The sequence below is a fragment of the Pseudoduganella buxea genome (assembly GCF_009720835.1).
GTDB classification, from domain to species: Bacteria; Pseudomonadota; Gammaproteobacteria; order Burkholderiales; family Burkholderiaceae_D; genus Rugamonas; species Rugamonas buxea.
In genome coordinates this window covers 1-23,242 of sequence record NZ_WNKZ01000020.1, presented here as the reverse complement: position 1 = coordinate 23,242, position 23,242 = coordinate 1, and the positions used below count along the sequence as shown (strand labels likewise).

The window sequence follows — 23,242 nt, the reverse complement described above, 5'->3', positions numbered from 1 at the left end:
CAACTATGGAACAATTTCACGGCACGACCATCCTGAGCGTGCGGCGCGGCAAGCAAGTCGCGCTGGGCGGCGATGGTCAGGTTACGCTGGGCAATATCGTCATGAAGGGCTCCGCACGCAAGGTGCGCAAGCTGTACCAGGGCAAGGTCCTGTGCGGTTTTGCCGGCGGCACCGCCGATGCGTTCACCCTGCTCGACCGCTTCGAAGGCAAGCTGGAAAAGCACCAGGGCAACCTGCTGCGCGCGTCCGTCGAGATGGCCAAGGACTGGCGCACCGACCGCGTGCTGCGCCGCCTGGAAGCGATGCTGCTGGTGGCTGACGCCGAAACGACCCTGATCATCACGGGCAATGGCGACGTGCTGGAACCGGAAGACGGCATCGGCGCCATCGGCTCGGGCGGCGTGTATGCCCAATCGGCCGCCAAGGCCCTGTTCGAGAACACGGAACTGGCACCAGCCGACATCGTCAAGAAATCGCTGACGATCGCCGGCGAGCTGTGCATCTACACCAACCTCTCCCACATCATCGAAACCCTGGACTGATCCCATGAACCATATGAACATGACGCCGCAGGAAATCGTCGGTGAACTCGACAAGCACGTGGTCGGCCAGGGCAAGGCCAAGCGCGCCGTCGCCATCGCCTTGCGCAACCGCTGGCGCCGCCAGCAGGTAGAAGAACCGCTGCGCCACGAAATCACGCCGAAGAACATCCTGATGATCGGGCCGACGGGCGTGGGCAAGACGGAAATCGCGCGCCGCCTGGCCAAGCTGGCCGATGCACCCTTCATCAAGATCGAGGCGACCAAGTTCACCGAGGTGGGCTATGTCGGCCGCGACGTCGACACCATCATCCGCGACCTGATCGACATCGGCGTCAAGCAGACCCGCCAGGCCGAGATGGCCAAGGTGCGCACCCGCGCCGAGGATGCGGCCGAAGACCGCGTGCTCGACATCCTGGTGCCGCCGCCGCGCGACTTCGGCTTCCGCGACGCCCAGTCCGAGCCGGCGGCATCGGACGGCACCCGCCAGACCTTCCGCAAGCGCCTGCGCATGGGCGAGCTGGACGACAAGGAAATCGAGATCGAACTGGCCGAGCCCAGCCCGCAGATGGAAATCATGGCGCCACCGGGCATGGAGGAAATGACAGAGCAGATCAAGTCCATGTTCTCCGGCGTCGGCGGTGGGCGCAAGAAGGCGCGCAAGGTCAAGATCCGCGAAGCGATGAAGTTCCTCGTCGACGAGGAAGCGGCGAAATTGGTCAACGAAGACGAGATGAAGCAGAAGGCCATCCAGAACGTGGAGCAGAACGGCATCGTGTTCCTCGACGAGATCGACAAGATCGCCTCGCGCCAGGAAGCGGGCAATGCCGACGTGTCGCGCGCCGGCGTGCAGCGCGACCTGCTGCCGCTGGTGGAAGGCACCACCGTCAACACCAAGTACGGCATGATCAAGACGGACCACATCCTGTTCATCGCCTCCGGCGCCTTCCACCTGGCCAAGCCGTCCGACCTGATTCCCGAGCTGCAGGGCCGCTTCCCCATCCGCGTGGAACTCGAATCGCTGTCGATCGCCGACTTCGAGCGCATCCTGACGAGCACGGACGCCTGCCTGACGCGCCAGTACGAAGCGCTGCTGGCGACGGAAGGCCTGACCCTGCAGTTCGACCCGAGCGGCATCACGCGCCTGGCCGAGATCGCGCACCAGGTCAACGAACGCACCGAGAACATCGGCGCGCGGCGCTTGTACACGGTGATGGAAAAGCTGTTGGAGGAAATCTCCTTCGACGCGGCCGACCGCACCGAGAAAACCATCGTGCTCGATGCGGCCTACGTCAATCAACGTCTCGATGCGCTGGCGGTCAACGAAGACCTGTCGCGCTACGTGCTGTAAGGGAGGCGGGCATGGCGAACAAGGCCCTGGCCACACGGCAGAAGATGCGCCTGCGCGTCGAGCCGTCGGCCAAGCCGCGCAATCCTTTCGCGGCGCTGGCCAAGGCCCGCGCCGCCGGCCCGCACGAAAAGAGCAAGTCGGCCGAGCGGCAAGCCGCCCGGCGCACCATCGCCAAAGCCAAGCTGAAACCGGAAGACTGACGGATTAAATGGGGACAGACCCCATTTTTCGAGCAACTATTGCTTGGAAAATGGGGTCTGTCCCCATTTTTTTGGCAATTATTGCGTGGTGGTGCGCTGTGCCGGGGCGGTTTGTACGGGTGCCGGCTGGCCGGGCTGGCCGATGGGCGTGCCTGGTGGCGGCGTCACCAGCGGCGTGGCCGATGGCGGCGGGGCCGGTGACTGCGGCGCTTGTTGTTGTGGCATCGGCTGCGGCATCTGCGGCGGTGCCGCGCCCCGGTTGACATCCGGCAGCGCGGCGGCCGTCGTCGTCGATGCACCCGCGTCGGACGGCAGGTCGAGCCGCTTCGACACGCCGCTTTCCAGCAGGATCACATGGCGGGCATGCACTTCCTTCACCGTCACGCCGGCGGCCACCTCGGCGCCCACCGGATAGGCCTTCGGCGCATCGCCGTTGGCGGCGACGATGGCCACGCTGTCGCGGCCATTGCGGGAGGCGACGACACCCACCAGCTTGTAGGAACTGACGGCGGCGGCGGCCGTTTCGCCGCCGAACAGGCCGCGCGCCGCATCGACCAGCGCCGGCGGCGTGTCCTGCACGGCCACGGCGGCAATGGGGCGCTGCTCCGGCTTATACAGCTGCAGGGCCCAGTAGGCCGTCGATGCCGTCAGCGCCACGACGGCGGCGACGGTACTCATGAATGGCAAGCGGTTCATCTCGGTTCCAGTTCAACGGCGCTCAGCGCACCAGCTGATTAATTTCGATAATCGGCATCAGCACGGCCAGCACGATCAGCAGCACCACCACGCCCATCGCCAGGATCAGCGCCGGTTCCAGCAGACCGGCGATGGTCAGGGTGCGGCGCTCCAGGTCCGCTTCCTGCGCGCTAGCGGCCCGTTCCAGCATGGCCGGCAGCTCGCCCGTGATCTCGCCGGCACGGATCATATGGATCAGCATCGGCGGGAAGTGCTTCTGCGCCGACAGCGCCCGCGCCAGGCTGACGCCTTCGCGCACGGCGTCGCTGGCTTCCTCCACCAGCTGGCGCATGGCCACGTTCGACAGCGTATCCCTGCTCGTCTCCAGCGCACGCAGGATTGGCACGCCCGAGCCGGTCGTGATGGCCAGCGTGCTGGCAAAGCGCGACGTGTTCAGGCTGCGCTCGAACTTGCCGTACAGGGGCGCCGTCAGCAGCCACGTATGCCAGCGCGTCTTCAGGGCGATGTTCTGCAGCGCCTTGCGCCACATGACCCAGGCGCCGATCAGCAGCACCAGCACGACGATGCCGTAGTGGCGCACGAAGTCCGACACGGCCAGCATGATGACGGTCAGCGCCGGCAGCTTCTGCTTCGTATTGGCGAACACGGAGACGATCTGCGGCACCACGTACGTCAGCAGGAAAATGACGATGGAGAATGCCACCACCGTGACGATGGCCGGGTAGGTGAAGGCCAGCTTGACCTTCTGTACCAGGGCATTGCGCCGCTCGATATAGTCAGCCAGGCGCGACAGCACGCGCGAGAGCTGGCCGATCTGCTCGCCCGAGGCCACCAGTGCCCGGTAGATCTCGGCGAAGTCGCGCGGATGGCGCCCCAGCACGTCGGATAGCGCCGCGCCGCCGATCACTTCGGAACGGATCGACGCGATCAGGTCGCGAACATACGGGCGCTCGGCCTGTTCCAGCAATGCCGTGAAGGCCTGTTCCAGCGGCAGCCCCGCTTCCAGCAGGCTGGCCAGCTGGCGCGTGAACAGCGCCAGCTCCGTCGTCGACAGGCGCTCGCCGAAGCCGCGCCGCGTGCTCTTGCCGCTGGCATCCACCTGGGCCGAGATGGCATCGACCTTCAGCGGCACCAGGCCCTTGCCGCGCAGGTCGGCCCGGGCCGAACGGGCGCTGTCGGCATTGACGACGCCCTTCTTCGTGGCGCCGCCCGCGTCGACCGCCTCATAACGAAACGCCGGCATTTAAACGACTCCCATATCAGTCCTTCGCCACGCGCAACAGCTCGGCCAGCGTGGTGGTGCCGTCGGCCAGCCACCGTTCGCCGTCGTCGCGCATGGTCAGCATGCCGTCGCCCAGCGCCGTGTTGCGGATTTCCGCTTCGGAGGCGCGCTCGTGGATCTGGGCGCGGATGCGGTCCGTCGTCTGCAGCAGCTCGTAGATGCCGACCCGGCCCTGGTAGCCCGTGTGGCCGCACTGCTCGCAGCCCACAGCCTGCCAGGCCTTGCCGTCATGCGTCTTGCAAACGGGGCACAGCTTGCGCACCAGGCGCTGCGCCAGCACGCCCAACAGCGACGACGACAGCAGGAAGGGCTCGATGCCCATGTCGAGCAGGCGCGTGACGGCGGAGGCGGAATCGTTGGTATGCAGGGTCGCCAGCACCAGGTGGCCCGTCAGCGAAGCCTGCACGGCGATCTGCGCCGTCTCCAGGTCGCGGATCTCGCCGATCATGATGACGTCCGGGTCCTGCCGCAGGATGGCCCGCAGCGCCTTGGCGAACGTCATGTCGATGCGCGCGTTGACCTGGGTCTGGCCGACGCCGGCCAGGTCGTACTCGATCGGGTCTTCCACCGTCAGGATATTGGTGGTGGTGGAGTTCAGCAGCGACAGTGCGGCATACAGCGTGGTGGTCTTGCCCGAGCCGGTCGGCCCCGTCACCAGGACGATGCCGTGGGGCTGGGCCAGCAGGCCGTTCATGGATGCCAGCATCGGCCCGCTCATACCCAGGTGCTGCAAATCGAGGCGGCCCGCTTCCTTGTCCAGCAAGCGCAGCACGGCACGCTCGCCATGGCCCGTCGGCAGGGTCGACACGCGCACGTCGACCGGCTTGCCACCCACGCGCAGCGTGATGCGGCCATCCTGCGGCAGGCGCTTCTCGGCGATGTCGAGCTGCGCCATGATCTTGATGCGCGAGATCAGCGAGCCGTGGATGGCTTTCCTCGGCCTGACGATGTCGCGCAGCGCGCCGTCGATGCGAAAGCGCACGACGGAAATCTGCTCGAACGGCTCGATGTGGATGTCGGACGCGCCGTCGCGCAACGCCTGCGTCAGGAGCGCGTTGATCATGCGGATCACGGGCGCATCGTCGGACGACTCCAGCAGGTCCTCGATGGCCGGCACGTCCTGCAGCAGCTTGGTCAGGTCCAGGTCCGCATCGAATTCGTCGGCCACCTGCGAAGCGTCGCCGCCGCTGCCGGCATAGGCCGACGCGATGGCCGCTTCCAGTTCCGCGCGCGGCATGGCCGTCAGCTCGATGCGCCCGAAGCGGCGCGACACCTCGGCGATGGCGGCCGGCGTGGTGGCGTTCGATACGAGCACGCGTACGGTGTCGTCACGCTCGCCGGTACCGGCCAGCACCAGGTGGTCGCGTGCAAAGGCGTAAGGCAACAGGTTGTTCATTTACTGCTTCCCATCCCGTGGCACCGGCTCTGCCGCGCCGGGCGAACGTGCCGGTACGGGTGCCGGCGGCACGGGCCGGGCCAGGGTGCCATCCTCGCTGGCCGGCGTGCCGTTCACCAGCGGCGGCAGCATCGGATTGCCCAGCTGCTTGACGAGGACGGCCTCGTTCGGCGTCAGGGTCGCGCCGGCCGAGCGCATGTAATCGTAGCGGTCCGTGGCCAGGCTGATGCTCTGTTCCATGTTGCGGATGACGACGGGGCGCAGGAACACCATCAGGTTGGTTTTGGTGCGGCTGCGCTTGTTGTACTTGAACAGGTTGCCCAGCACCGGCAACGAGGCCAGGCCTGGCACGCGCTCGACGCTGTCGCTGGCCTTGTCCTCGATCAGGCCGCCGAGCACGATGATCTGGCCGTCGTCGGCGATCACGTTGTTCTCGATGACGCGCGTATTGAGCGTAATGCCCGCGGTGGCGTCGACCGATGCCGCAGCCACGCTGGAGGATTCGTTGTAGATCGCCAGCTTGATGGTGCCGCCTTCGGAAATCTGCGGCTTGACCTTCAGGGTCAGGCCCACGTCCTTGCGGTCGATGGTCTGGAACGGGTTGGTGTTGGTGCCGGACGTGGTGGTGAACTGGCCCGTCAGGATCGGCACGTTCTGGCCGACCCGAATCGTCGCCACCTCGTTGTCCAGCGTGATCATGTTCGGCGTCGACAGCACGTTGCCGTTGGCATTCGTTTCCAGCACGTGGGCCAGTGCGCCCAGGCCCAGCTTGCCGCCGGCCAGCTGCTTGAAGATGCCGATCGACAGGCCGTTGCTGGGCGCCGTGCCGTTGTAGATATTGACCAGGTTATTACCGCCGTTGGAGAAGGACTGCAGGCCGCCGACGCGGTAGGTGCTGTTGCCGTCGCCCGAGGCGCCGACCCACTGCACGCCGAATTCGGCCGCCTTGTCGGCACTGATCTCGACGATCAGCGCCTCGATGTACACCTGGGCGCGGCGCACGTCGAGCTGGTCGATGACGGCGCGCAGGTTGCGGTAGATCGCTTCCGGCGCCGTGATGATCAGGGTGTTGGTGGAGGCATCGGCCTGGATGTAGCCGCCGCCGCTGGTGCCCGTCTGCGTGCCGGTGCGGTTGGCGCTCAGGGCCGGGTTGGTCGGGCCGGTATTGCCCGACATGCCGCTCTGGCCGATGGTGTTGTTGGCACCCGTCTGCATCGTTGCCTGGTTGTTGCCCAGCGCATTGCCGCTGTTGGCACCCTGGCTGGGCGGCGCCTCGCCGGACATCACGGCGCGCAAGGTCTCGGCCAGCTTGGTGGCCTCGGCGTTCTTCAGGTAGACCACGTGGACATTGCCCAGCTCCTTGGTCGGCTGGTCCAGCTTGGCGATCAGCGACTTGGCCAGGTTGGCGCGCGCCAGCGATGGCGCGCGCAGTACCAGCGCGTTGGTGCGGGGATCGGCCAGCACGCTGACCTTGCCGCCGCCGTCGCCGCCGCTGCCCGGCTCCATCAGCTTGTTGATCATCGACGCCAGGTCGCTGGCAATGGCGTGGCGCACGGGGATCACGTCCATGTCGGTGGCGGCCGGCGCGTCGAGCGCGGCGACGATCTTGGCCAGCCGCTTCAGGTTGTCCGCATAGTCCGTGATGACGAGCGTGTTGTTGCCCGGGTTGGCGTTGATGGTGTTGTTGGTCGAGATCAGCGGGCGCAGCACCGTCACCAGGTTGGCGGCCGATTCGTGCGCCAGGTGGAATACCTGCGTGGCGACCTGGTCGCCCTTCGGCGCGACCTGCTTGCCGATCACGGTGGGCGTGGCCTGCAGCTTCGCTTCCGCTTCCGGCACCACCTTGGCGAAGCCGTCGCCGCTGACGATGGCATAGCCCTGCAGCCGCAGGGCCGACGTCAACAGCGCAAAAGCCTGCGACTTGCTGATCGACTGCTCCGACACGAGGGTGATCGTGCCCTTCACGCGCGGGTCGATCAGGAAGGTGATGTTGGTGTAGTGGCCGACCGCCTTGATGACCGCTTCGATATCGGCGCCGACGAAGTTCAGCGCCGCCACGTCGCCTTCCGTGCGGGGCGCGGACCAGGCCGGGGCCACGGCGGAGGACAGCATGCAGCACAGCAGCGCGGCAGCACTGAAGCGCTTGTGCGCCGGAAGGTGGGTCTTGCTTGCAAACTGTTTTTTCATTATCTGAACTCTAAAGCGATGATGTTTTTACCGCCGACCATGCGGCGCTGGCCCAGCAGGTTGAGCAGATTGCCCAGCGTATCCTGGTATCCCGTTGCCGCTTCGGCCTGCCCGGAAAATTGCAGGCGGCCCCCTTGCAGCTGGCCCGTGCCGGACAACAGCAGGGGCCCTTTCGTCGTGCTCAAATTGACGCCGGCCTGCTGGCCGCGCCAGTCCAGCGCCAGCTGGTAGCTGCCCAGCGGGCGGATCGGCGTCAGGCGCGACGACACATCCTGCATCTGCAGGGTCGTCACGCCTTCGATGGCGACATTGCGCTCGACCAGCGCCAGCTGCAGCGACGTCCACGACAGTTGCAGGCGGCCTGCCAGGCCCAGGGTATTCAAGGGCGCGCCCAGGCCGGACAGGCCGTCGGCCGGCAGCATCAGCGCGGCGGGGCTCAGTTGCCACTGGCGCCAGGAACCCGTGAACTGCACGGGCTGCGTCAGCGCCTGCGGATTGGACAATTCCATCCGTACGCTGCCCAGCAGCGACAGCGGCGACAGCTTCCACGTGAAGCGCCCCGGCAGCAGCGGCGTGACGGCATCGTTGCGTCCCGCGGCGCCACCGACGAAGGCCGAACCGCGCCACAGCGTGCCTTGCGGGTCGCCCAGGGTGATGCGGCCAGCCGTCTGCCGTTCCACCAGCGCGGCCACCCAGGCCGCCGGGAAAAATACCAGTACCGTCAGCACGGCTGTGACGACGATGGCGAGCAGCCAGGCGAATGCGCGCCTCATCGGCTGCCCGCCGCCTGGCGCAGGGTCAGCGCCGCGTCCACCATGCCGGCCGTATCCTGCCCGCTGATGGTGCCGTCCTGCACGACGACGCGGTTCTCGCGCCGGGCGGCGTCGAGCCACGTCACCAGCGCCGCAAACGGCACCCCCTTGAATTCGACCTTGATGTATTCGCCCGTCATGACGAGATTCTGCGGCACCAGGCCCTGGGCGGTCAGGGCCGCATTGAGGGCGTCGCGCGACAGCGGTGCGCTGGGGGCCGGCGGCTGCGCCGACAGTTGCGCGACCTGGCTGGCCAGTGCCTGCAGCTCGGCCGCTTCCTGGCGCAGCACCGGCAGCTCCTTGCGCAGCTTGTCACGTCCCGTCAGGGCCGGATCGACCAGCAGGCCGTATACGAGGCCCAGCGCGACGACGATGCCGCCCACGGCGAGGAAGCGCCTTTCCTGCTCGGTGCGCTCGCCCCAGAAGGCCGCCGCGGTGGCGCGGCCGTCCTTGAAGATATCGTTCAATTTGCTCATGAGGCGCCTCCCGCGCGCAGTTCCCAGGTGCCGGCGCCGGTTTCCTTCAAGGTCAGCTTGCGCGGCGCCAGTTGCGCCTGCACCTGGGCCAGCCCAGCCGCCTCGACGCCACCGGCCTTGAGCTTCACGGTCAGCACGCCATCGCGGTATGCCAGGCCTGCCACCACGTCGCGGCGCGGCAGCGTTTGCAGGGCTTCGCCCAGCGCCGCGGCCAGCGCGGTGAATTCGTCGCCGGCCTGGTCGCCGCCGGCCACCTTGGCGGCAGCGATATTGCGGCGCATCTGCGCGGCCGGGTCGAGGATCACCTTCTCGTTCGGGTAGGCGGCGCGGAAGATCTGCACCATCGACTGGCGCACGGCGTCCGCTTCGCGCTTCATGCGCAGCCACTCGATATTGAGGCCCGCGATATTGACCAGCACCGCCAGCAGGGCGATGCGCAGCGGCCAGCGCCAACGGCGCCATTCGCGCGCCTGGGCACCGCTGGCGGCACCCAGGCCGGCAGCCAGGTCCAGCTGCACGGCGCGGGCAGCGGCGACGCGGTGCACCCAGTTGTCTTCTTCCAGTACGATGCCGGGCAGGTCCGCCACCAGCGGCTCGTACTGCGCGCGCTGCGCGGGCGGCAGGTACAGAGTGACAGGCGCCTCACCGGCCAGCGCGCGCAAGGTGTGCAGCGCGCTGTCGGCCTGCGCCGGCAGGCTCAGGCCCATGCCTTCGTACTGGCCGGCGCGCAAGGTCAGTTCCAGCCCCGCTTCGTCGTGCACCAGCGCGGCCGACACGCCGCCGGGGGCGAGCGGCAGGCACAGTTGGCCGGGCAGCACGGACACGGAACGGGCGCCTTGCGCCACCAGGGCCCGCACCAGCACTTCCAGCCACGCGCGCTGGACGACGGCCACGGTACGCTCGGGCGTGCCCGCCTGGACCGGACCGATGGCCATGACGCACTCGGACGGGTCGCCCAGCACCTGCTCTTCCACCAGGTTCGGCAAGGCCGCCTTCAGCCGCGCGCCCGACAGGGGCGGCACGGCCACGCGCAGCAAGGTCACGTCGGCCGCCGACAGCAGCAGCACGACCTTGCGCGCGGACGCCACCAGATCGGCCATCCGCGCCAGGGCGCCCGCGCCCTGCTGCATGACATTGCCGCCGTCGCCCACCAGCGCGTAGCCGCAGCCTTGCGCGGCGCCGTCGACGCTGGCCGCGCGTGCCGGATAGCTTATGTAAAGAGTGGTCAAGACTGTTCGCTTTCTTTCACTAGAGTTCCCGTATCCATAACGGCTTTGCGACAAAATTGGTGTTGCCCCCTTCGCGCCTGATCAGCGACCACGTCACCAGCGCGGCCCGCTCCAGCCGCACCTGGCTCTGTACCAGGAAGTAGTCGCTGTGGTACACGGTCGCCACGGTAGGCTGGCTGGCCGGGTACGCCAGCGAGTTTCCCTGTCCCCAGGGCGTCCGCTTGCGCTGCGCGATCAAGGTCTGCGCGTCGGCCAGCGAGACGTTCGGCGCCAGCGATGCCAGCACTTCGGCGCTGGCCGTGTTCGCGTTGACCTGCACGCCGGGGGGCAGCACGATGACGAAATCACGCAGCCGCTCGATGCTCTGCTGGGTCACCCCGGCCACTGCCAGCAAATCCTCCACCCGCAGCGGCTCGAGCTCGACCCTGCCCGACGATGTGGTTCCCTGCCGGGCCGTCCCGCCCGAAACAGATCCCTGCTGGCTGCCCTGCCCCTGCTGTCCTTGCCCTTGCAGGCCGGCTTGCCCTTGGCCGGTTTGCCCCTGCTGGCCGGTTTGCCCTGGCACATTGCCCTTGGCCTTGCGCGCCTGCGCCATCAAATCGGCCACGCGCTGCGCCGGTGCCGTGTCCAGTTGCAGCAACGTCAGCAGGCGCTTGAATACTTCTAGCTGCTTCGGGTCCACCGTGCCGCCGGCATCGGCCAGGTTGCCCAGATTGTAGCGTGCCTGGGCATCGAAAATCTGGCCGGAGATGGTGGCGTCATAGGTTTCATTGTTCTGGCGCTCCCGTTCCAGGTAATCGTCCAGCCGCGTATCGGCCAGCGGCGTGGCCCAGACGCCGTCGGCCCGCGTGATCTGCTGGTTGTCGCGGCCATCCTGCTGCAGGATCAGCCGGGCCCAGTCCAGCGCGCCGCGCAGGATCCAGCGCGTCTGCAGGTGCAGGCGCTGGTTCTCCATCGAGCGTACCTGCACCTGCTGCTGCCAGAACAGGCTGGCCACGATCGTCACGGCCAGGGTCGTCAGCAGCAGGGCCGTGACGACAGCCACACCGCGCTGGCGTCCGTCGAAGTGGAAGCGAAAGCGGGGCGGTCTCACACGGCCCCCAGCAGCAGGATCTTCACCAGCGGATTGGGCTGGCCCTGCAGTTGTAGCGACATTTCCAGGCCGGTGGGCGCCAGTTGCGGCGTCTGCGCCGTCGGCTGGACGGCGTTGTTCGGCGCGGCCCAGGCGCCGTTGGTCCACAGGCGCACGTCCATGCCCGTCACGCCGGACACCAGCGGCACGCCCTCCTCGGTATCGGTATCGCCCATGGCCACCTGCCACAGCGCGTCGAGCTGGGTCAGGTCGCGCGTGTTGACCGATTCGCGCCGCGACAGCACGCCTTCGCGCACGCGGTAGCTGACCACCTGCAGCTGCGTGGCGGCGTTCTCGGGGAAGACCAGGCGCACGAAGATCAGGCGGGCGTTGTCGGCCACGAGGAACTGGCGCGTGCCCAGCACGTCGAGGCCGGCCAGCTGTTCCAGGTCGCTCTGCATCTGCGCGAAGGCCAGCTGGATGCCGCGCGTGTGCTCCATCTGCTGCGTCAGCGCGGCACGCGAGCGGACGATGCTGTCCAGGCCGCGCCACCCCAGCACGGCGACGATGGCCAGCACCGTGATGGCCACCAGCAGCTCGACCAGGGTAAAGCCGGCACCGCGTCCGAGGTGCCGGCTTTGCCCAAATTGCCCGGGTTGCCGGCGCCTCATTCGCGCAGCACCAGTTGCACCAGCTTGATGATGCGCCGCTCCGGACGGCTTGCCTCGAACACGCTGACCTCGACGCGGCGCAGGCGCGGGTTGGGCGAGATGACGACGTTCTCCTCGCAGATCAGCTCCATCTCGCCCTGGGGGCAGGCGAACGAGGTCTTGCCGACGGCGGGGAAGATCTTCGCCAGGCGGATCTGCACGAGACGGTTCTCGGCCGACCAGGTCGCCATCATCGTGCTTTTCAGGCCGTCGCTGTTCTGCGTCAGGCTGCCGATGGCGCGCAGCGAGGCGCCCAGCGCCGTGCCGACGATGACGAGGGCCACCAGCACTTCCAGCAAGGTGAAGCCGCGTGCGGCTTCGTGCAAGGTAAAACCGCGCGCGGCGCGACGGTTCGGCGTGGACAGGCGCATCGCTATTCCACCGTGAAGTGGCCGATGCCGTCGGCGCGGATGGCCGCGCTGACGTCGCCGCTGGCCAGGGTCAGCACGAAGGGCTTGTCGACCGGTTCGCGGCCGAACACGATGCGCAGGTTGGCGCCGGGGATATTCGTGGGGGGATCGAGCAGCAGGGTCACGGGGCTGCGCTTGAATTCGCGTTCGCGCAGCATGTCGTCTTCCGGCAAGGCTTCCCATACGCGGCCATTGCGGACCAGGAAGCGGTAGCTCTCGGTGCTGGCCTCGAAGGCGACGGGCCGGTTGCGCACGATGGCTTCATCGCGCGCCAGCTGCAGCAGCAGCGCGATGCGCTGCGCTTCCTGCTGCATGGCCTGGCGTCCGCTGGGCGCCGCGTTCATCGTCACGAGGCCGAGGGTCAGGCCGATGATGACCAGCACCACCAGCAGCTCGATCAGGGTAAAGCCGCGCTGGCGCATGGCCGGCAACCGGGTCAGTTTTCCCAGGAACCGATGTCGGCATCCTCGCCGGTGCCGCCGGGCTGGCCGTCCGCGCCCAGCGAGAATACGTCGACTTCACCCTTCACGCCGGGCGAGAGGAACTGGTAGGGCGCGCCCCAGGGGTCCTTCGGCATCTTTTCCAGGTAGCCGCCCTCTTTCCAGCCCGTCGCGGCGGGGCCGGACGTGGGCCGCGTCAGCAAGGCCTGCAGGCCCTGTTCCGTGGTGGGGTAGCGCGTGTTATCGAGCTTGTAGAGCTTCAACGACTGCATGATGGTGGCGATGTCGACGCGGGCGGCGGCCACTTTCGACTCGCCGGTGCGCGACAGCAGCTTGGGCACGACCAGTGCCGCCAGCACGCCCATGATGACCACCACGACCATGATTTCGATCAGCGTGAAGCCGCGCGCGCGGCGCATCCGGTATGAGACGTTTTGCATAGTTCGGGACTGTTGGACGGAAGGTTATGGGGCAAAAAGCGAGTGCAGCAGTATAAGCCGGAAATATAACAGCACGGTGAATTTGCGCCGCGCCCTGTCATGAATTGTTACCGGTGCAAACGGGGCAGGCGTCGTTGCGGCCGATGCGGATGCTGGTCCACTCCATGCGCAGGCCATCGAGCAGCAGCAGCCGCCCGGCCAGCGAAGTACCGATGCCCATCACCAGCTTGAGCGCCTCGGCTGCCTGGGTGGCGCCGACAATGCCTACCAGCGGCGCGAACACGCCCATGGTGGAACAGGCCACGTCCTCGAAGGCCTGGTCCTCGGGGAACAGGCAGGAATAACAGGGCTCGCCCGCGCGCGGGTCGAACACGCTGACCTGGCCGTCGAAGCGGATCACAGCGCCCGACACCAGCGGCACCTTGTGGGCGACGCAGGCGCGGTTGACGGCGTGGCGCGTGGCGAAGTTGTCCGTGCAGTCGAGCACCACGTCGGCCTGGGCCACCAGTTCGGCCAGGCGCGCCGCGTCGGCCCGTTCGGCCAGCGCGACCACTTCCACGTCGGGATTGATGGCGGCAATGGCCGTGCGCGCCGATTCGACCTTGCGCTGCCCCACCCGCGCCACCGTATGGGCGATCTGGCGCTGCAGGTTGGTCAGGTCGACGGTGTCGTGATCGACCAGCGTCAGGCGGCCGACGCCGGCGGCCGCCAGGTACAGCGCGGCGGGCGAACCCAGGCCGCCCGCACCGATGACGAGCACGCGCGCGGCCAGCACCTTCTGCTGGCCTTCGATGCCGATTTCATCGAGCAGGATATGGCGCGAGTAGCGCAGCAGGCGCTCGTCGTTCAGCTCCGAGGTCACGGCGCCATCCGTCATTTGACTTTCGACACGGGCGCCTTCTTGTCCTCGGGCTTGATGTCGCTCTTCGTTTCAGGCTTGACCAGGATGTCTTCGGCACGCTTTTCATCAAGCGTGTCGACCCGCGCCATCTTCACGGGCACGCCCTTGAAGTGGTTCAGGGCCTGGGCCAGCTGGAAGTCGTCCTTGCTGCCGAATTCGACGGGCTTCTGCTTCTTCGCCAGCGCCAGGATGCGCTGCTCTTCTTCCAGCTCGTCGTGGCGCACCGGCCTGGCATCCTTCTCGTCGCCGTTGGCCAGGTGCTTGACCAGGTCCGCCTCGCGCAGGCGCAGGCTGTTCAGGCCATCGCCTTCGGCCGTTTCGTCCACCGCCACGTCCGGCACGATGCCCTTGGCCTGGATTTCGCGGCCTTTCGGCGTGTAGTAGCGCGCCGTGGTCAGCTTCACGGCCGTGTCCGGCGTCAGCTGGCGCAGGGTCTGCACCGAGCCTTTGCCGAAGGTCTGGCTGCCCATGACGATGGCGCGCTTGTAGTCCTGCAGGGCGCCGGCGACGATTTCGGACGCGGAGGCGGAACCGGCATTGACCAGCACCACCATCGGCACCGTCTTGACGGCGGCCGGCAGCCTGGCCAGCGGATCGCCGCCGTTGCGGCTGGCGTAGAACGCCGGCTGGGCGTAGAAGGTCTGCTTCGAGTCGGCCAGCTGGCCGTTGGTGGAGACCACCACGGAATCCTTCGGCAGGAAGGCCGCCGACACGCCGATGGCGCCTGGCACCAGGCCGCCCGGGTCGTTGCGCAGGTCCAGCACGATGCCCTTGATGGCGGGGTTCTGGGCATACAGGGCCGTCAGCTTCTTGACCATGTCGTCCACCGTCGGTTCCTGGAACTGGGCGATGCGCAGCCACACGTAGCCCGGCTCGACCAGCTTGGCCTTGACGCTCTGCACGCGGATTTCCTCGCGCACGATGGGCACGATGATGGGCTTGTCCTCGCCCTTGCGCGACAGGGTCAGCACCACCTTCGTGCGCGGCTCGCCGCGCATCTTCTTGATCGAATCGTCCAGCGACAGGCCCTTCAGGGGCACGCCATCGAGGCGGGTAATCAGGTCGCCGGCCTTGATGCCGGCCTTGTAGGCGGGCGAATCCTCGATGGGCGAGACCACCTTGACGTAGCCGTCCTCCATCGAGACTTCGATGCCGATGCCGACGAACTTGCCCTGCACGGACTCGCGCATCTCGCGGAAGGCCTTCTTGTCCAGGTAGACGGAATGCGGGTCGAGCGACGACACCATGCCGGCGATGGCATCCTGCACCAGCTTCTTGTCGTCCACGCTTTCAACGTAATCGGTCTTGATCAGGCCAAATACATCGGACAGCTGGCGCAGTTCTTCCAGCGGCAGCGGCCCGTCGGCGCGCTGCGCCAGGGCCGAAAACTGGAAGGAGGCGGCCACGCCGGCCACCATGCCCAGGCCCACCAGGCCCATACTCTTGACTGTAATGCCCATTTTCTTCCCGCTTAAGGGAACGGCGGGAACCCGCTGTTCCCGAGGTTCCTAGAACTTCACCCATCCGGCCGGATCGAAGGCCCGGCCCTTGTGGCGCAACTCAAAGTATAAACCCGATTGTTCGTTGCCGCCGCTGTTTCCGGCCGCGGCAATGACGTCGCCACCCTTGACGATTTCGCCGGCGCGCCTGAGCAGCGACTGGTTGTTGCCGTAGATGCTCATGTACTGCCCGCCGTGGTCGACGATGATCAGGTTGCCGAAGCCGCGCAGCCAGTCGGCGAACACCACCCGCCCGCCCGCCACGGCATGCACCTCGGTGCCTTCGCCGGCCAGGATGAAGACACCCTTCCAGCTGGGGCCATCGCCGCGCTTGCTGCCGAACTTGGCGCCGATGCGGCCCGATACGGGCGCGCGCATCTGCCCTTTCAGGCTGGCGAACGCGCCATCGGGCGCGGCCGGAGCCAGCGCCACGTCGGCCGGCTTGGCGGCGCCTTCGTCGCGCGGCTCCGGCTTGACCGGCTCGCGCTGGGCGATTTGCGGCGGCGGCTTGACCTCGGGCTTCGGCTCGGGCTTCTGCGCCAGCTGCGGTTCGGGCTTCTGCGCCTCCTTCGGTCCGGTCCCCGGCTTGGCGCGGTTCTCGCGCGCCAGCCGCTCCCGTTCGGCCCTGGCACGGGCCTGGGCCAGCCTTTCCTGCTCGGCCTTGGCGGCCTTCGCCTTGGCCAGTGCCTCCGCTTCGGCCTTGGCCTTGGCGCGCGCGGCAGCCAGCAGTTCCTTGCGGCGCGCCTCGGCGGCGGCGGCCCGGGCCTGCTCTTCGATCAGTTTGTTCAGGCGGTCGACCAGGGCGCCCATGCGTTGTTCGTCGCGTTCGACCTTGCCCACTTCCTTGCGCTGGTCTTCCAGTTTTTTCGACAGGTTCGCCACCAGGGCGGCGTGCTTGGCCTTTTCCCGTTCCAGCACCAGCTTCTGCTGGCGCTCTTCCTCGGCGATTTCTTCCAGTTCGTCGCGCGCGTTCTGGGCTTCGGCCTGGTTGGCCTCGACGGCCGCCAGGTTGCCGCGCAGCGATTCGATCAGGCGCGCCTGGGCCTGCGACACATACGACATCAGTTGCAGGTCGCGGTTGATGCGGTTCGGGTTGTCGCCCGACAGCAGGAGCTTGATGCGGTCTTCATTGCCGGCCACGTATTGCTCGCGCAGCAGCTTGGCCAGCTGCGCCTTCTGGGTGGCGATGGTGGCGGCCAGCCGTTCGCGCTGGCCGGACAGCTGGCCGATCTTGTCGTTGGTCTGGGCCTGTTCCTCGGCCAGTTCGCGCAATTGCCGGTTGGCCTTCGAGATGGCGTCTTCCGACTCGGCCAGCGTGTCGGCCGCGTCTTCCTTGGCGCTTTCGGTCTGGCCGATATCGCGCTTCAGGGCATTGAGTTTCTGCTGCAGGGCCGCGCGCTGGGCTTCGGCGCTGGCCTTCTGCTTGCTGCGTTCGGTGGGCTTGGCCTGGGCGCCGACGCAAAGCGCCAGCGCCAGGGCCGCGAACGCCGCGGCGAGCCGGGCGCCGCGGCGAGTGGTGTCTACTGCCATCGAGTGCTTACTTGGCCTTGCCCTGGTTGGCGACCGCGGCCTGGGCAGCGGCGATCGCGTCGGCATCGCCCAGGTAGTAGTGGCGGATCGGCTTCAGGTCGGCGTCCAGTTCATACACGAGCGGCTGGCCGTTCGGGATGTTCAGGCCGACGATTTCCTCGTCGCTGATGCCGTCCAGCATCTTGATCAGGGCCCGCAGGCTGTTGCCGTGGGCCGAGATGAGGATTTTCTTGCCGGCCTTGATGGCGGGGGCGATTTCCTCGTCCCAGGCCGGCATCACGCGGGCCACGGTGTCCTTCAGGCATTCGGTCAGGGGAATCTGCGCCTTCGGCAGGCCGGCATAACGGGGGTCGTTGAACGAGGTGCGGTCGTCGCCTTCTTCCAGCGCCGGCGGCGGCGTGTCGTAGCTGCGGCGCCAGACCAGTACCTGGGCGTCGCCGTACTTGGCGGCCGTTTCGCCCTTGTCCAGGCCCTGCAGCGCGCCGTAGTGGCGTTCGTTCAGGCGCCAGTCGTGCTTGATCGGCAGGTACATCAGGTCCATCTCATCCAGGGTCAGCCACAGGGTGCGGATGGCCCGCTTCAGCACGGACGTGTAGGCCAGGTCGAAGGTATAGCCCTCCTGTTTCAGCACCGCGCCGGCGCTCTTGGCTTCCTTGACGCCTTTTTCCGTCAGGTCCACATCGGTCCAGCCGGTGAAACGATTTTCGAGATTCCAGGTGGACTCGCCGTGACGCATGAATACGATTTTGTACATAGAGCTATCGAAGTAGGGTTAAGGAGCGGGAATGCAGGGCGGCGCACAAGGCCAAAACTGTGCCAAAACAGCGCCGGGGCCACGAATCAGCATCTATTTTATAATGCGCGGATTCAGTTCAACCATTGGAAGCACAGTGAAATTCATTCTTGACCATATCTTTCTTGTCGGCATCGCCGTGTTGTCCGGTGGTGCACTGCTGTGGCCGGTCCTGGTCCAGCGCGGTAAAAAAGCGTCACCTCTGCAAGTGACCCAGTTGATAAATCGCGGCAAGGCCACCATTGTAGATATTCGTGACGCCGATGCGTTCGCCGCCGGTCACCTGCGCGACGCCCGCAACATGCCGCTGAAGGACCTGAAGGGCCGCACCGGCGAGCTGGAAAAATTCAAGAGCAGGACGGCCGTGGTCGTCTGCCAAAAGGGGACCCGTGCCTTTGGCGCCGCGAAAATTCTGGAACAGGCTGGCTTCACGGATGTCGTCGTCCTCGACGGTGGCATCGACGCGTGGCAGACCCAAGGGCTGCCGACCACCAAATAACGCAAGGAAGGAATCGCCATGAGCGCCAACGTCACGATGTACACCACCGCCGTCTGCCCGTACTGCATTCGCGCCGAACGCCTGCTGGAAAGCAAGGGCATCAAGAATATCGACAAGATCCGCGTCGACCTCGATCCCACCCAGCGCCAGCTGATGATGCAGAAGACGGGCCGCCGAACCGTGCCGCAGATTTACGTGGGCGAAACCCACGTCGGTGGTTTCGATGACCTGTACGCGCTGGACCAGGCCGGCGGCCTGGACCCCTTGCTGAAGGGCTGACGAAGGCGGCCGCTTCGGCCCAGGCAGGCGTGGGGAACAAAAAGGGTCGCAATCATATTTCTTTTGCTACAATTGCCTCGCGTTTGATTTGGGCTGGAGTCCAGCCTTGGCCAAGCACCCGATAATAATTTGTCCAAAATTCATTGAAAGCGTTCCATGTCCGACGAAAACCTGCAACCCGTATTCCAAATCCAACGCGTCTACCTGAAAGACATGTCGCTGGAACAGCCGAACTCCCCGGCGATCTTCCTGGAGCAGGAAGCACCGACCATCGAAGTGGCCCTGGACGTGGGCGCCGCGCCGCTGGCTGACGGCATCTTCGAATCGACCGTGACGATCACCGTGACCGCCAAGGTCAAGGACAAGGTCGCTTTCCTGGTCGAAGGCAAGCAAGCCGGTATCTTTGAAGCGCGCAACATCCCGAACGACCAGCTCGATCCACTGCTGGGCATCGGTTGCCCGAACATCGTCTACCCCTACCTGCGCGCCAACATCGCCGACCTGATCACCCGCGCCGGCTTCCCGCCCGTGCACCTGGCCGAGATCAACTTCGAAGTGTTCTACCAGCAGCGCCTGCAGGCCATCGCCGAGCAGCAAGCTGCCGCCGGCGGTTCGACGCCAGCCGAAGGCACCAATACCGTCCAGTAATCTTACCGGACGCGTCGGGGACCGTGCCATCGGCACAGGTCCCGCAATCAAAGGCCCTCGTGGCCTTTGATCATTTTGAGAGAAAGTTTTTTGCAATGACTGTTACCCGTTTGATAATCGGAGCCGTGTTGTCGCTGGCCGCTGTCGCCGGCCACGCGGCGGATTTCAAGACGGTCGGCACGGCGCCCGCCGTGCTGTATGACGCGCCCTCGACCAAGGGCACCAAGCTGTTCATCGTGCCCCGCGGCGCCCCGCTGGAAATCGTGCTGGCCTATGGCGACTGGGTCAAGGTGCGCGACGCCAGCGGCGAAACGGCCTGGACCCCGCTGCGGGGCCTGTCGGCCAAGCGTAACGTCGTCGCGCGCAGCAATAACGTCAAAGTACGCAGCAGCGAGGAAGACACCGCCACCGTCGTGTTCACGGCCGACAAGGGCGTGCTGCTGGAACTGCTCGAACCGGGCGCGAACGGCTGGACCCGGGTGCGTCACCGCGATGGCCTGACGGGCTACGTGCGTTCCACCGATATCTGGGGTATCTGACATGGCCGAAACGACCACCACCCGCCGCCGCATCGGCGTGCTGGGCGCCGGCGCCTGGGGCACGGCCGTTGCCATCGCCGTGGCGGCCCGCCATGACGTGCTGCTGTGGGGCCGCAATACGGCCGCGATGGACGAGATGGCTGCCGCGCGCGAGAACACCCATTACCTGCCCGGCTACCCCTTCCCCGACGGCCTGCAGGTCTGCACCGGCTTCGATGGTGCCGTCGAGCACACCTATGCCGACGGCGAAGGCGAAGCGGGCCTCTTGATCGCCGCCTGCCCCGTCGCCGGCCTGCGCCCCCTGCTGGAAAGCCTGAAGGGCCGGCCCATTCCCAACCTGGTCTGGCTGTGCAAAGGCTTCGAGTACGATACGGGCCTGCTGCCGCACCAGATCTTCCAGGAAGTGCTGGGCACCTCGATTGCGTGCGGCGCCCTGTCCGGCCCGTCGTTCGCCCAGGAAGTGGCGCGCGGCCTGCCGTGCGCGCTGACGATCGCATCCACGTCGGCCAGCCTGCGCGACTGCGTCGTGTCCACTGTCCACGGCGGCAATATGCGCGTGTATTCCAGCGACGACGTGGTGGGCGTGGAAGTGGGCGGCGCGGTAAAGAACGTGATGGCCATTGCCACCGGCGTAGCCGACGGCCTGGGCCTGGGCCTGAACGCCCGCGCCGCGCTGATCACGCGCGGCCTGGCCGAAGTGACACGCCTGGGCACGACCCTGGGCGGCAATGTCGAAACCTTCATGGGCCTGACGGGCATGGGCGACCTGATCCTCACGTGCACGGGCGATCTGTCGCGCAACCGCCGTGTCGGGCTCGGCTTGGCGCAAGGCAAGGCGCTCGATACCATCGTGGGTGAGCTGGGCCATGTGGCCGAAGGCGTGCCGTGCGCCAAGGCCGTGCGTGAACTGGCCGCACGCCTGGGGGTCGAGATGCCGATCAGCAATGCCGTGGCGGCCGTGCTGTTCGACGGCGCCCAGCCGCAGGCCATGGTGGCGCGCATACTGGCGCGCGATCCGCGCGACGAATCGATGTCGGCGATGGCGGCAAAATAAGGAAACACCGGCCAGGTCCGCGGCAAAATCGGCGGCAAAACAGGCCGCGCCGCGCTGCTGCTTCAGTCCTTCAGCACGATCGTCAGCAGGGCGATCGAATCGTGCTCGGCCCGCAGCGAATGGGCCGCGCCACCTTCCAGGTACAGCATGTCGCCATCGCGCAGCAGCGCCGTGTGGCCGTGGGCCTCGACGGCAATCGCGCCGGACAGGCACACCAGGGTAACCTGCCCCCGTACGGAATGCTCCGGCATGCTCTTGCCAGCCGGCAGCACGAGCCGGATCAGTTCCAGCTCCTCCGTCTTGGCAATCGCAATCGACGAAAACTGCGACACATCTTCATTGGCCGGCCGCAGCGCGACCACTTGCCCGGACGTGGCGTGTTGTAAAGCCATCTGACGCTCCCTGTTGGTGGATTGATAAGCAATGGTAGCAGCACGGCGCCAGGGATGACGCGCCGCTGCACCGCGCCGCAAGCGGGCGCGCTCAGGGTACGGCCTTGCGACCCTGCCAGCGCACCAGCACCACCGTCAGGCCCGCCAGCAGCAGCAGCCACGTACCCGGCTCCGGTACGGCGGCAACACCGATGGCGTACTGGAAGCCGAAACCGCCCGGCGCGGCCATCGTGAAACCGGCCGAGATCAGCAGGTCCTGGCTGCCCGCTGCCAGCAGCCCCAAATCCAGGGCCCGGTTGTCGAAGAACAGCTGGGCGTCGGTCACGCTGGTAAAGGTTTCCGAGAACACTTCGGCGCCATGGCTGCGCACGATCAGTTCCAGCTCCGTGAAGCCTGCCCCTTCGGACAGCGAGCCGAGCAGCCCGAGCGTCAGATTGCCGCTCGCTGCCGTCGTGAAGACGAAATTGGCCGCCGAGATATAGGAATACCCCGTGCCCTCGACGGCATCGGCCCCGTACTCGCTGGCCATGGTACCGATGCCGATCACCTGCCCGGCGCCGAACGCGGCAGCCACCGCTGGCGCGCCGGACAAGGCCTGGTCGACCGTGGCCGCCGTGGGCGCGCCGGTCGCATACGACAGCGCCTGGTAGCCTGATCCGGGGCCGGCCAGCCCATAGCTGTTGCCTGCCACATTGGCCGACGTCACCGTACGGGCCGTGCTGCCGGTAGGCGCGCCGGCCCGGGTTTCCACCGACACGTCGGCGGGACCGGTGGAGGTGCTGAACGAGGCCGCCGCACCGGAGTCGCCCGTGGCCGTGGCGTAGGCGTAATTGCTGGAAGCCCCCTGGGCCCAGGACCGTGCCACGGCGTCGGCCTGCAGGCCGACGGCATTGGCGGTGGCATGACTGCTGCCGCTGCCGGCCCGCGCCTCGGCCAGCGCCGAGGCGGCGCCCAGTTGCGAGCCGCTGCCGCCATAGGCGTCGCCATTGGCCTGGGCGGCGCCGGCGGACGTGGCCCGGCTCACCGCATCGGCGCGGCCTCCCTCGGCCAGGCCCAGGTAGCCGGCGCCGCCGCGTGCGTACGCGGTGCCGTAGGCACTGCCCAGTGCCTCGACCGTGCCCGTTGCGCGGGCATCGCCGCCATTGCCGTGTCCGCCGGCCGCGCTGTCGCCGCCGGCGCCGCCCTGGGCATGGGTACTGCCGGTCACGGGCGCGGACGCCACCGTCGAGCGCAAGTTCAGCACCGCATCGCCGGCGCCGCCCCAACCGGCCGAGCTGCCACCGGTGCCCTGGCCACCGGAGCCGCCATGCCCGACCACCGTGGCGGACAGGCTGGATGCTTGCCCATCCGTCAGGCTCAGGCGCGAGCTGCCGGTACCGCCCGTGGCGGCGGCCCCATCTTCACTGCCGCCGCCGATGCCGCCGAAGGCCTGCTGCGTCAACGACAGCGTGCCGCTGGTGCTGCCGCTGACGGCATCGACCAGCACCGCCAGCCCGCCGATGCCGCCGGCGGCGCCTTGCTGCCCATAGCCGCCCGTGCCGCCAGTGGCGTTGGCCGACACCGAGACCGACTCGCTGCCGCCGACACCCCGGGCCAGCGCAGTGCCGGCGCCGCCGGCGCCGCCCTGGTATCCGCTGCCGCTGCCGCTGCCGCCGCCGCCACCGGACCCCGTCGCGGTGACGGTCACGTAGTCCTGTCCCGTGCCCGTGGCGATGGCCTGGCCCTGCCCCCCCTTGGCGCCGTTGCCGGACAGGTGGCTGCCGCCATTGCCGCCGGAAGCCTGCGCCGTGGCGTTCAGGTTCTGCGCTGCCGTGACATCGACCGTGGCCTTGCCCAGCGCGCCCGCCGCCGCCGTGCCCGTGCCGGCC

General features: G+C 67.3%; 26 protein-coding genes. 8 read left to right on the top strand and 18 right to left on the bottom strand.

All coding sequences use genetic code 11. The annotated features are described in order from the left end of the window. Nucleotides 1-5: 5 nt before the first annotated feature. The 3 genes from hslV to GM672_RS09485 are packed head-to-tail and all read left to right on the top strand — an operon-like array spanning nt 6 to nt 2,090. Nucleotides 6-542: an ATP-dependent protease subunit HslV gene (gene hslV, locus GM672_RS09495; protein ID WP_155470287.1), complete on the top strand. Its 537-nt coding sequence runs from the start codon at nt 6-8 to the stop codon at nt 540-542. 13 nt (nt 543-555) lie between these two features. Next, entirely contained in the window at nt 556-1,890 is a 1,335-nt protein-coding gene (gene hslU / locus GM672_RS09490; protein ID WP_155470325.1) for an ATP-dependent protease ATPase subunit HslU, read from the top strand. Between the two features lie 11 nt (nt 1,891-1,901). Then, complete coding sequence (locus GM672_RS09485; RefSeq protein WP_155470286.1) at nt 1,902-2,090, top strand: hypothetical protein; 189 nt, start codon at nt 1,902-1,904, stop codon at nt 2,088-2,090. Nucleotides 2,091-2,168: 78 nt separating this feature from the next. On the opposite strand, the gene GM672_RS09480 is transcribed toward GM672_RS09485, so the two are convergent. The 16 genes from GM672_RS09480 to gpmA all read right to left on the bottom strand — a co-directional run bounded on the left by GM672_RS09480 (nt 2,169) and on the right by gpmA (nt 17,924). Beyond that, nucleotides 2,169-2,786: a type II secretion system protein N gene (locus GM672_RS09480; RefSeq protein ID WP_155470285.1), complete on the bottom strand. Its 618-nt coding sequence runs from the start codon at nt 2,784-2,786 to the stop codon at nt 2,169-2,171. A 22-nt stretch (nt 2,787-2,808) separates the two neighbouring features. Then, nucleotides 2,809-4,029 (bottom strand): type II secretion system inner membrane protein GspF, encoded by a 1,221-nt coding sequence (gene gspF, locus GM672_RS09475; RefSeq protein ID WP_155470284.1) that lies wholly within the window; start codon nt 4,027-4,029, stop codon nt 2,809-2,811. Nucleotides 4,030-4,045: 16 nt separating this feature from the next. Next, complete coding sequence (gspE, locus tag GM672_RS09470) at nt 4,046-5,464, bottom strand: type II secretion system ATPase GspE (protein ID WP_155470283.1); 1,419 nt, start codon at nt 5,462-5,464, stop codon at nt 4,046-4,048. Continuing rightward, nucleotides 5,465-7,651 (bottom strand): type II secretion system secretin GspD, encoded by a 2,187-nt coding sequence (gene gspD / locus GM672_RS09465; protein ID WP_155470282.1) that lies wholly within the window; start codon nt 7,649-7,651, stop codon nt 5,465-5,467. Continuing rightward, nucleotides 7,651-8,424 carry a type II secretion system protein N gene (gene gspN / locus GM672_RS09460; RefSeq protein WP_155470281.1) on the bottom strand — a complete coding sequence of 258 codons (774 nt, stop codon included), beginning with the start codon at nt 8,422-8,424 and terminating at the stop codon, nt 7,651-7,653. Before gspN ends, gspD begins: the two co-directional genes overlap by 1 nt. Further along, nucleotides 8,421-8,939 carry a type II secretion system protein M gene (locus GM672_RS09455; protein ID WP_155470280.1) on the bottom strand — a complete coding sequence of 173 codons (519 nt, stop codon included), beginning with the start codon at nt 8,937-8,939 and terminating at the stop codon, nt 8,421-8,423. Before GM672_RS09455 ends, gspN begins: the two co-directional genes overlap by 4 nt. After that, nucleotides 8,936-10,168 (bottom strand): type II secretion system protein GspL, encoded by a 1,233-nt coding sequence (gspL, locus tag GM672_RS09450; RefSeq protein ID WP_155470279.1) that lies wholly within the window; start codon nt 10,166-10,168, stop codon nt 8,936-8,938. The genes GM672_RS09455 and gspL overlap by 4 nt, the downstream gene beginning before the upstream one ends. A gap of 19 nt (nt 10,169-10,187) precedes the next feature. Beyond that, complete coding sequence (gspK, locus tag GM672_RS09445; RefSeq protein WP_170299999.1) at nt 10,188-11,261, bottom strand: type II secretion system minor pseudopilin GspK; 1,074 nt, start codon at nt 11,259-11,261, stop codon at nt 10,188-10,190. Next, nucleotides 11,258-11,911: a type II secretion system protein GspJ gene (locus GM672_RS09440; RefSeq protein WP_155470278.1), complete on the bottom strand. Its 654-nt coding sequence runs from the start codon at nt 11,909-11,911 to the stop codon at nt 11,258-11,260. The genes gspK and GM672_RS09440 overlap by 4 nt, the downstream gene beginning before the upstream one ends. After that, nucleotides 11,908-12,321, bottom strand: coding sequence for a type II secretion system minor pseudopilin GspI (gene gspI, locus GM672_RS09435; RefSeq protein ID WP_155470277.1), 414 nt, complete (start codon nt 12,319-12,321; stop codon nt 11,908-11,910). Before gspI ends, GM672_RS09440 begins: the two co-directional genes overlap by 4 nt. A gap of 2 nt (nt 12,322-12,323) precedes the next feature. Then, nucleotides 12,324-12,791, bottom strand: a complete 468-nt coding sequence (gspH, locus tag GM672_RS09430) for a type II secretion system minor pseudopilin GspH (protein WP_155470276.1) — start codon at nt 12,789-12,791, stop codon at nt 12,324-12,326. A 5-nt stretch (nt 12,792-12,796) separates the two neighbouring features. After that, a complete protein-coding gene (gene gspG, locus GM672_RS09425; protein ID WP_155470275.1) occupies nt 12,797-13,240 on the bottom strand; it encodes a type II secretion system major pseudopilin GspG in 444 nt (147 codons plus the stop codon). A 97-nt stretch (nt 13,241-13,337) separates the two neighbouring features. Further along, on the bottom strand, nt 13,338-14,090 hold the full coding sequence (locus GM672_RS09420) for a HesA/MoeB/ThiF family protein (RefSeq protein ID WP_155470323.1): 753 nt from the start codon (nt 14,088-14,090) through the stop codon (nt 13,338-13,340). Nucleotides 14,091-14,113: 23 nt separating this feature from the next. Continuing rightward, nucleotides 14,114-15,601, bottom strand: coding sequence for a S41 family peptidase (locus GM672_RS09415; protein ID WP_155470274.1), 1,488 nt, complete (start codon nt 15,599-15,601; stop codon nt 14,114-14,116). A gap of 48 nt (nt 15,602-15,649) precedes the next feature. Further along, nucleotides 15,650-17,170 carry a murein hydrolase activator EnvC family protein gene (locus tag GM672_RS09410; RefSeq protein WP_155470273.1) on the bottom strand — a complete coding sequence of 507 codons (1,521 nt, stop codon included), beginning with the start codon at nt 17,168-17,170 and terminating at the stop codon, nt 15,650-15,652. A 7-nt stretch (nt 17,171-17,177) separates the two neighbouring features. Beyond that, entirely contained in the window at nt 17,178-17,924 is a 747-nt protein-coding gene (gene gpmA, locus GM672_RS09405) for a 2,3-diphosphoglycerate-dependent phosphoglycerate mutase (RefSeq protein ID WP_155470272.1), read from the bottom strand. A 136-nt stretch (nt 17,925-18,060) separates the two neighbouring features. Between gpmA and GM672_RS09400 the strand changes: the two genes are divergently transcribed. The 5 genes from GM672_RS09400 to GM672_RS09380 all read left to right on the top strand — a co-directional run bounded on the left by GM672_RS09400 (nt 18,061) and on the right by GM672_RS09380 (nt 20,982). Continuing rightward, nucleotides 18,061-18,462, top strand: coding sequence for a rhodanese-like domain-containing protein (locus tag GM672_RS09400; RefSeq protein WP_170299998.1), 402 nt, complete (start codon nt 18,061-18,063; stop codon nt 18,460-18,462). 18 nt (nt 18,463-18,480) lie between these two features. Beyond that, nucleotides 18,481-18,741 carry a glutaredoxin 3 gene (gene grxC / locus GM672_RS09395; protein WP_155470271.1) on the top strand — a complete coding sequence of 87 codons (261 nt, stop codon included), beginning with the start codon at nt 18,481-18,483 and terminating at the stop codon, nt 18,739-18,741. Between the two features lie 156 nt (nt 18,742-18,897). Further along, nucleotides 18,898-19,389 (top strand): protein-export chaperone SecB, encoded by a 492-nt coding sequence (gene secB, locus GM672_RS09390; protein WP_155470270.1) that lies wholly within the window; start codon nt 18,898-18,900, stop codon nt 19,387-19,389. 125 nt (nt 19,390-19,514) lie between these two features. Continuing rightward, complete coding sequence (locus GM672_RS09385) at nt 19,515-19,928, top strand: SH3 domain-containing protein (protein ID WP_308807493.1); 414 nt, start codon at nt 19,515-19,517, stop codon at nt 19,926-19,928. Between the two features lies 1 nt (nt 19,929). Further along, a complete protein-coding gene (locus GM672_RS09380; protein ID WP_155470268.1) occupies nt 19,930-20,982 on the top strand; it encodes an NAD(P)H-dependent glycerol-3-phosphate dehydrogenase in 1,053 nt (350 codons plus the stop codon). 62 nt (nt 20,983-21,044) lie between these two features. On the opposite strand, the gene GM672_RS09375 is transcribed toward GM672_RS09380, so the two are convergent. Together GM672_RS09375 and GM672_RS09370 are read right to left on the bottom strand one after the other, a co-directional pair. After that, nucleotides 21,045-21,374: a cupin domain-containing protein gene (locus GM672_RS09375; RefSeq protein ID WP_155470267.1), complete on the bottom strand. Its 330-nt coding sequence runs from the start codon at nt 21,372-21,374 to the stop codon at nt 21,045-21,047. A gap of 91 nt (nt 21,375-21,465) precedes the next feature. Next, nucleotides 21,466-23,242: PEP-CTERM sorting domain-containing protein (locus GM672_RS09370; protein ID WP_155470266.1), on the bottom strand; the 1,777-nt coding region annotated here is incomplete at its 5' end.

Coding starts and splice junctions, on each gene's coding strand:
- hslV (WP_155470287.1), top strand. CDS start 6: ATGGAACAATTTCACGGCACGACCATCCTGAGCGTGCGGCGCGGCAAG.
- hslU (WP_155470325.1), top strand. CDS start 556: ATGAACATGACGCCGCAGGAAATCGTCGGTGAACTCGACAAGCACGTG.
- GM672_RS09485 (WP_155470286.1), top strand. CDS start 1,902: ATGGCGAACAAGGCCCTGGCCACACGGCAGAAGATGCGCCTGCGCGTC.
- GM672_RS09480 (WP_155470285.1), bottom strand. CDS start 2,786: ATGAACCGCTTGCCATTCATGAGTACCGTCGCCGCCGTCGTGGCGCTG.
- gspF (WP_155470284.1), bottom strand. CDS start 4,029: ATGCCGGCGTTTCGTTATGAGGCGGTCGACGCGGGCGGCGCCACGAAG.
- gspE (WP_155470283.1), bottom strand. CDS start 5,464: ATGAACAACCTGTTGCCTTACGCCTTTGCACGCGACCACCTGGTGCTG.
- gspD (WP_155470282.1), bottom strand. CDS start 7,651: ATGAAAAAACAGTTTGCAAGCAAGACCCACCTTCCGGCGCACAAGCGC.
- gspN (WP_155470281.1), bottom strand. CDS start 8,424: ATGAGGCGCGCATTCGCCTGGCTGCTCGCCATCGTCGTCACAGCCGTG.
- GM672_RS09455 (WP_155470280.1), bottom strand. CDS start 8,939: ATGAGCAAATTGAACGATATCTTCAAGGACGGCCGCGCCACCGCGGCG.
- GM672_RS09440 (WP_155470278.1), bottom strand. CDS start 11,911: ATGAGGCGCCGGCAACCCGGGCAATTTGGGCAAAGCCGGCACCTCGGA.
- gspI (WP_155470277.1), bottom strand. CDS start 12,321: ATGCGCCTGTCCACGCCGAACCGTCGCGCCGCGCGCGGTTTTACCTTG.
- gspG (WP_155470275.1), bottom strand. CDS start 13,240: ATGCAAAACGTCTCATACCGGATGCGCCGCGCGCGCGGCTTCACGCTG.
- GM672_RS09415 (WP_155470274.1), bottom strand. CDS start 15,601: ATGGGCATTACAGTCAAGAGTATGGGCCTGGTGGGCCTGGGCATGGTG.
- GM672_RS09410 (WP_155470273.1), bottom strand. CDS start 17,170: ATGGCAGTAGACACCACTCGCCGCGGCGCCCGGCTCGCCGCGGCGTTC.
- gpmA (WP_155470272.1), bottom strand. CDS start 17,924: ATGTACAAAATCGTATTCATGCGTCACGGCGAGTCCACCTGGAATCTC.
- grxC (WP_155470271.1), top strand. CDS start 18,481: ATGAGCGCCAACGTCACGATGTACACCACCGCCGTCTGCCCGTACTGC.
- secB (WP_155470270.1), top strand. CDS start 18,898: ATGTCCGACGAAAACCTGCAACCCGTATTCCAAATCCAACGCGTCTAC.
- GM672_RS09380 (WP_155470268.1), top strand. CDS start 19,930: ATGGCCGAAACGACCACCACCCGCCGCCGCATCGGCGTGCTGGGCGCC.
- GM672_RS09375 (WP_155470267.1), bottom strand. CDS start 21,374: ATGGCTTTACAACACGCCACGTCCGGGCAAGTGGTCGCGCTGCGGCCG.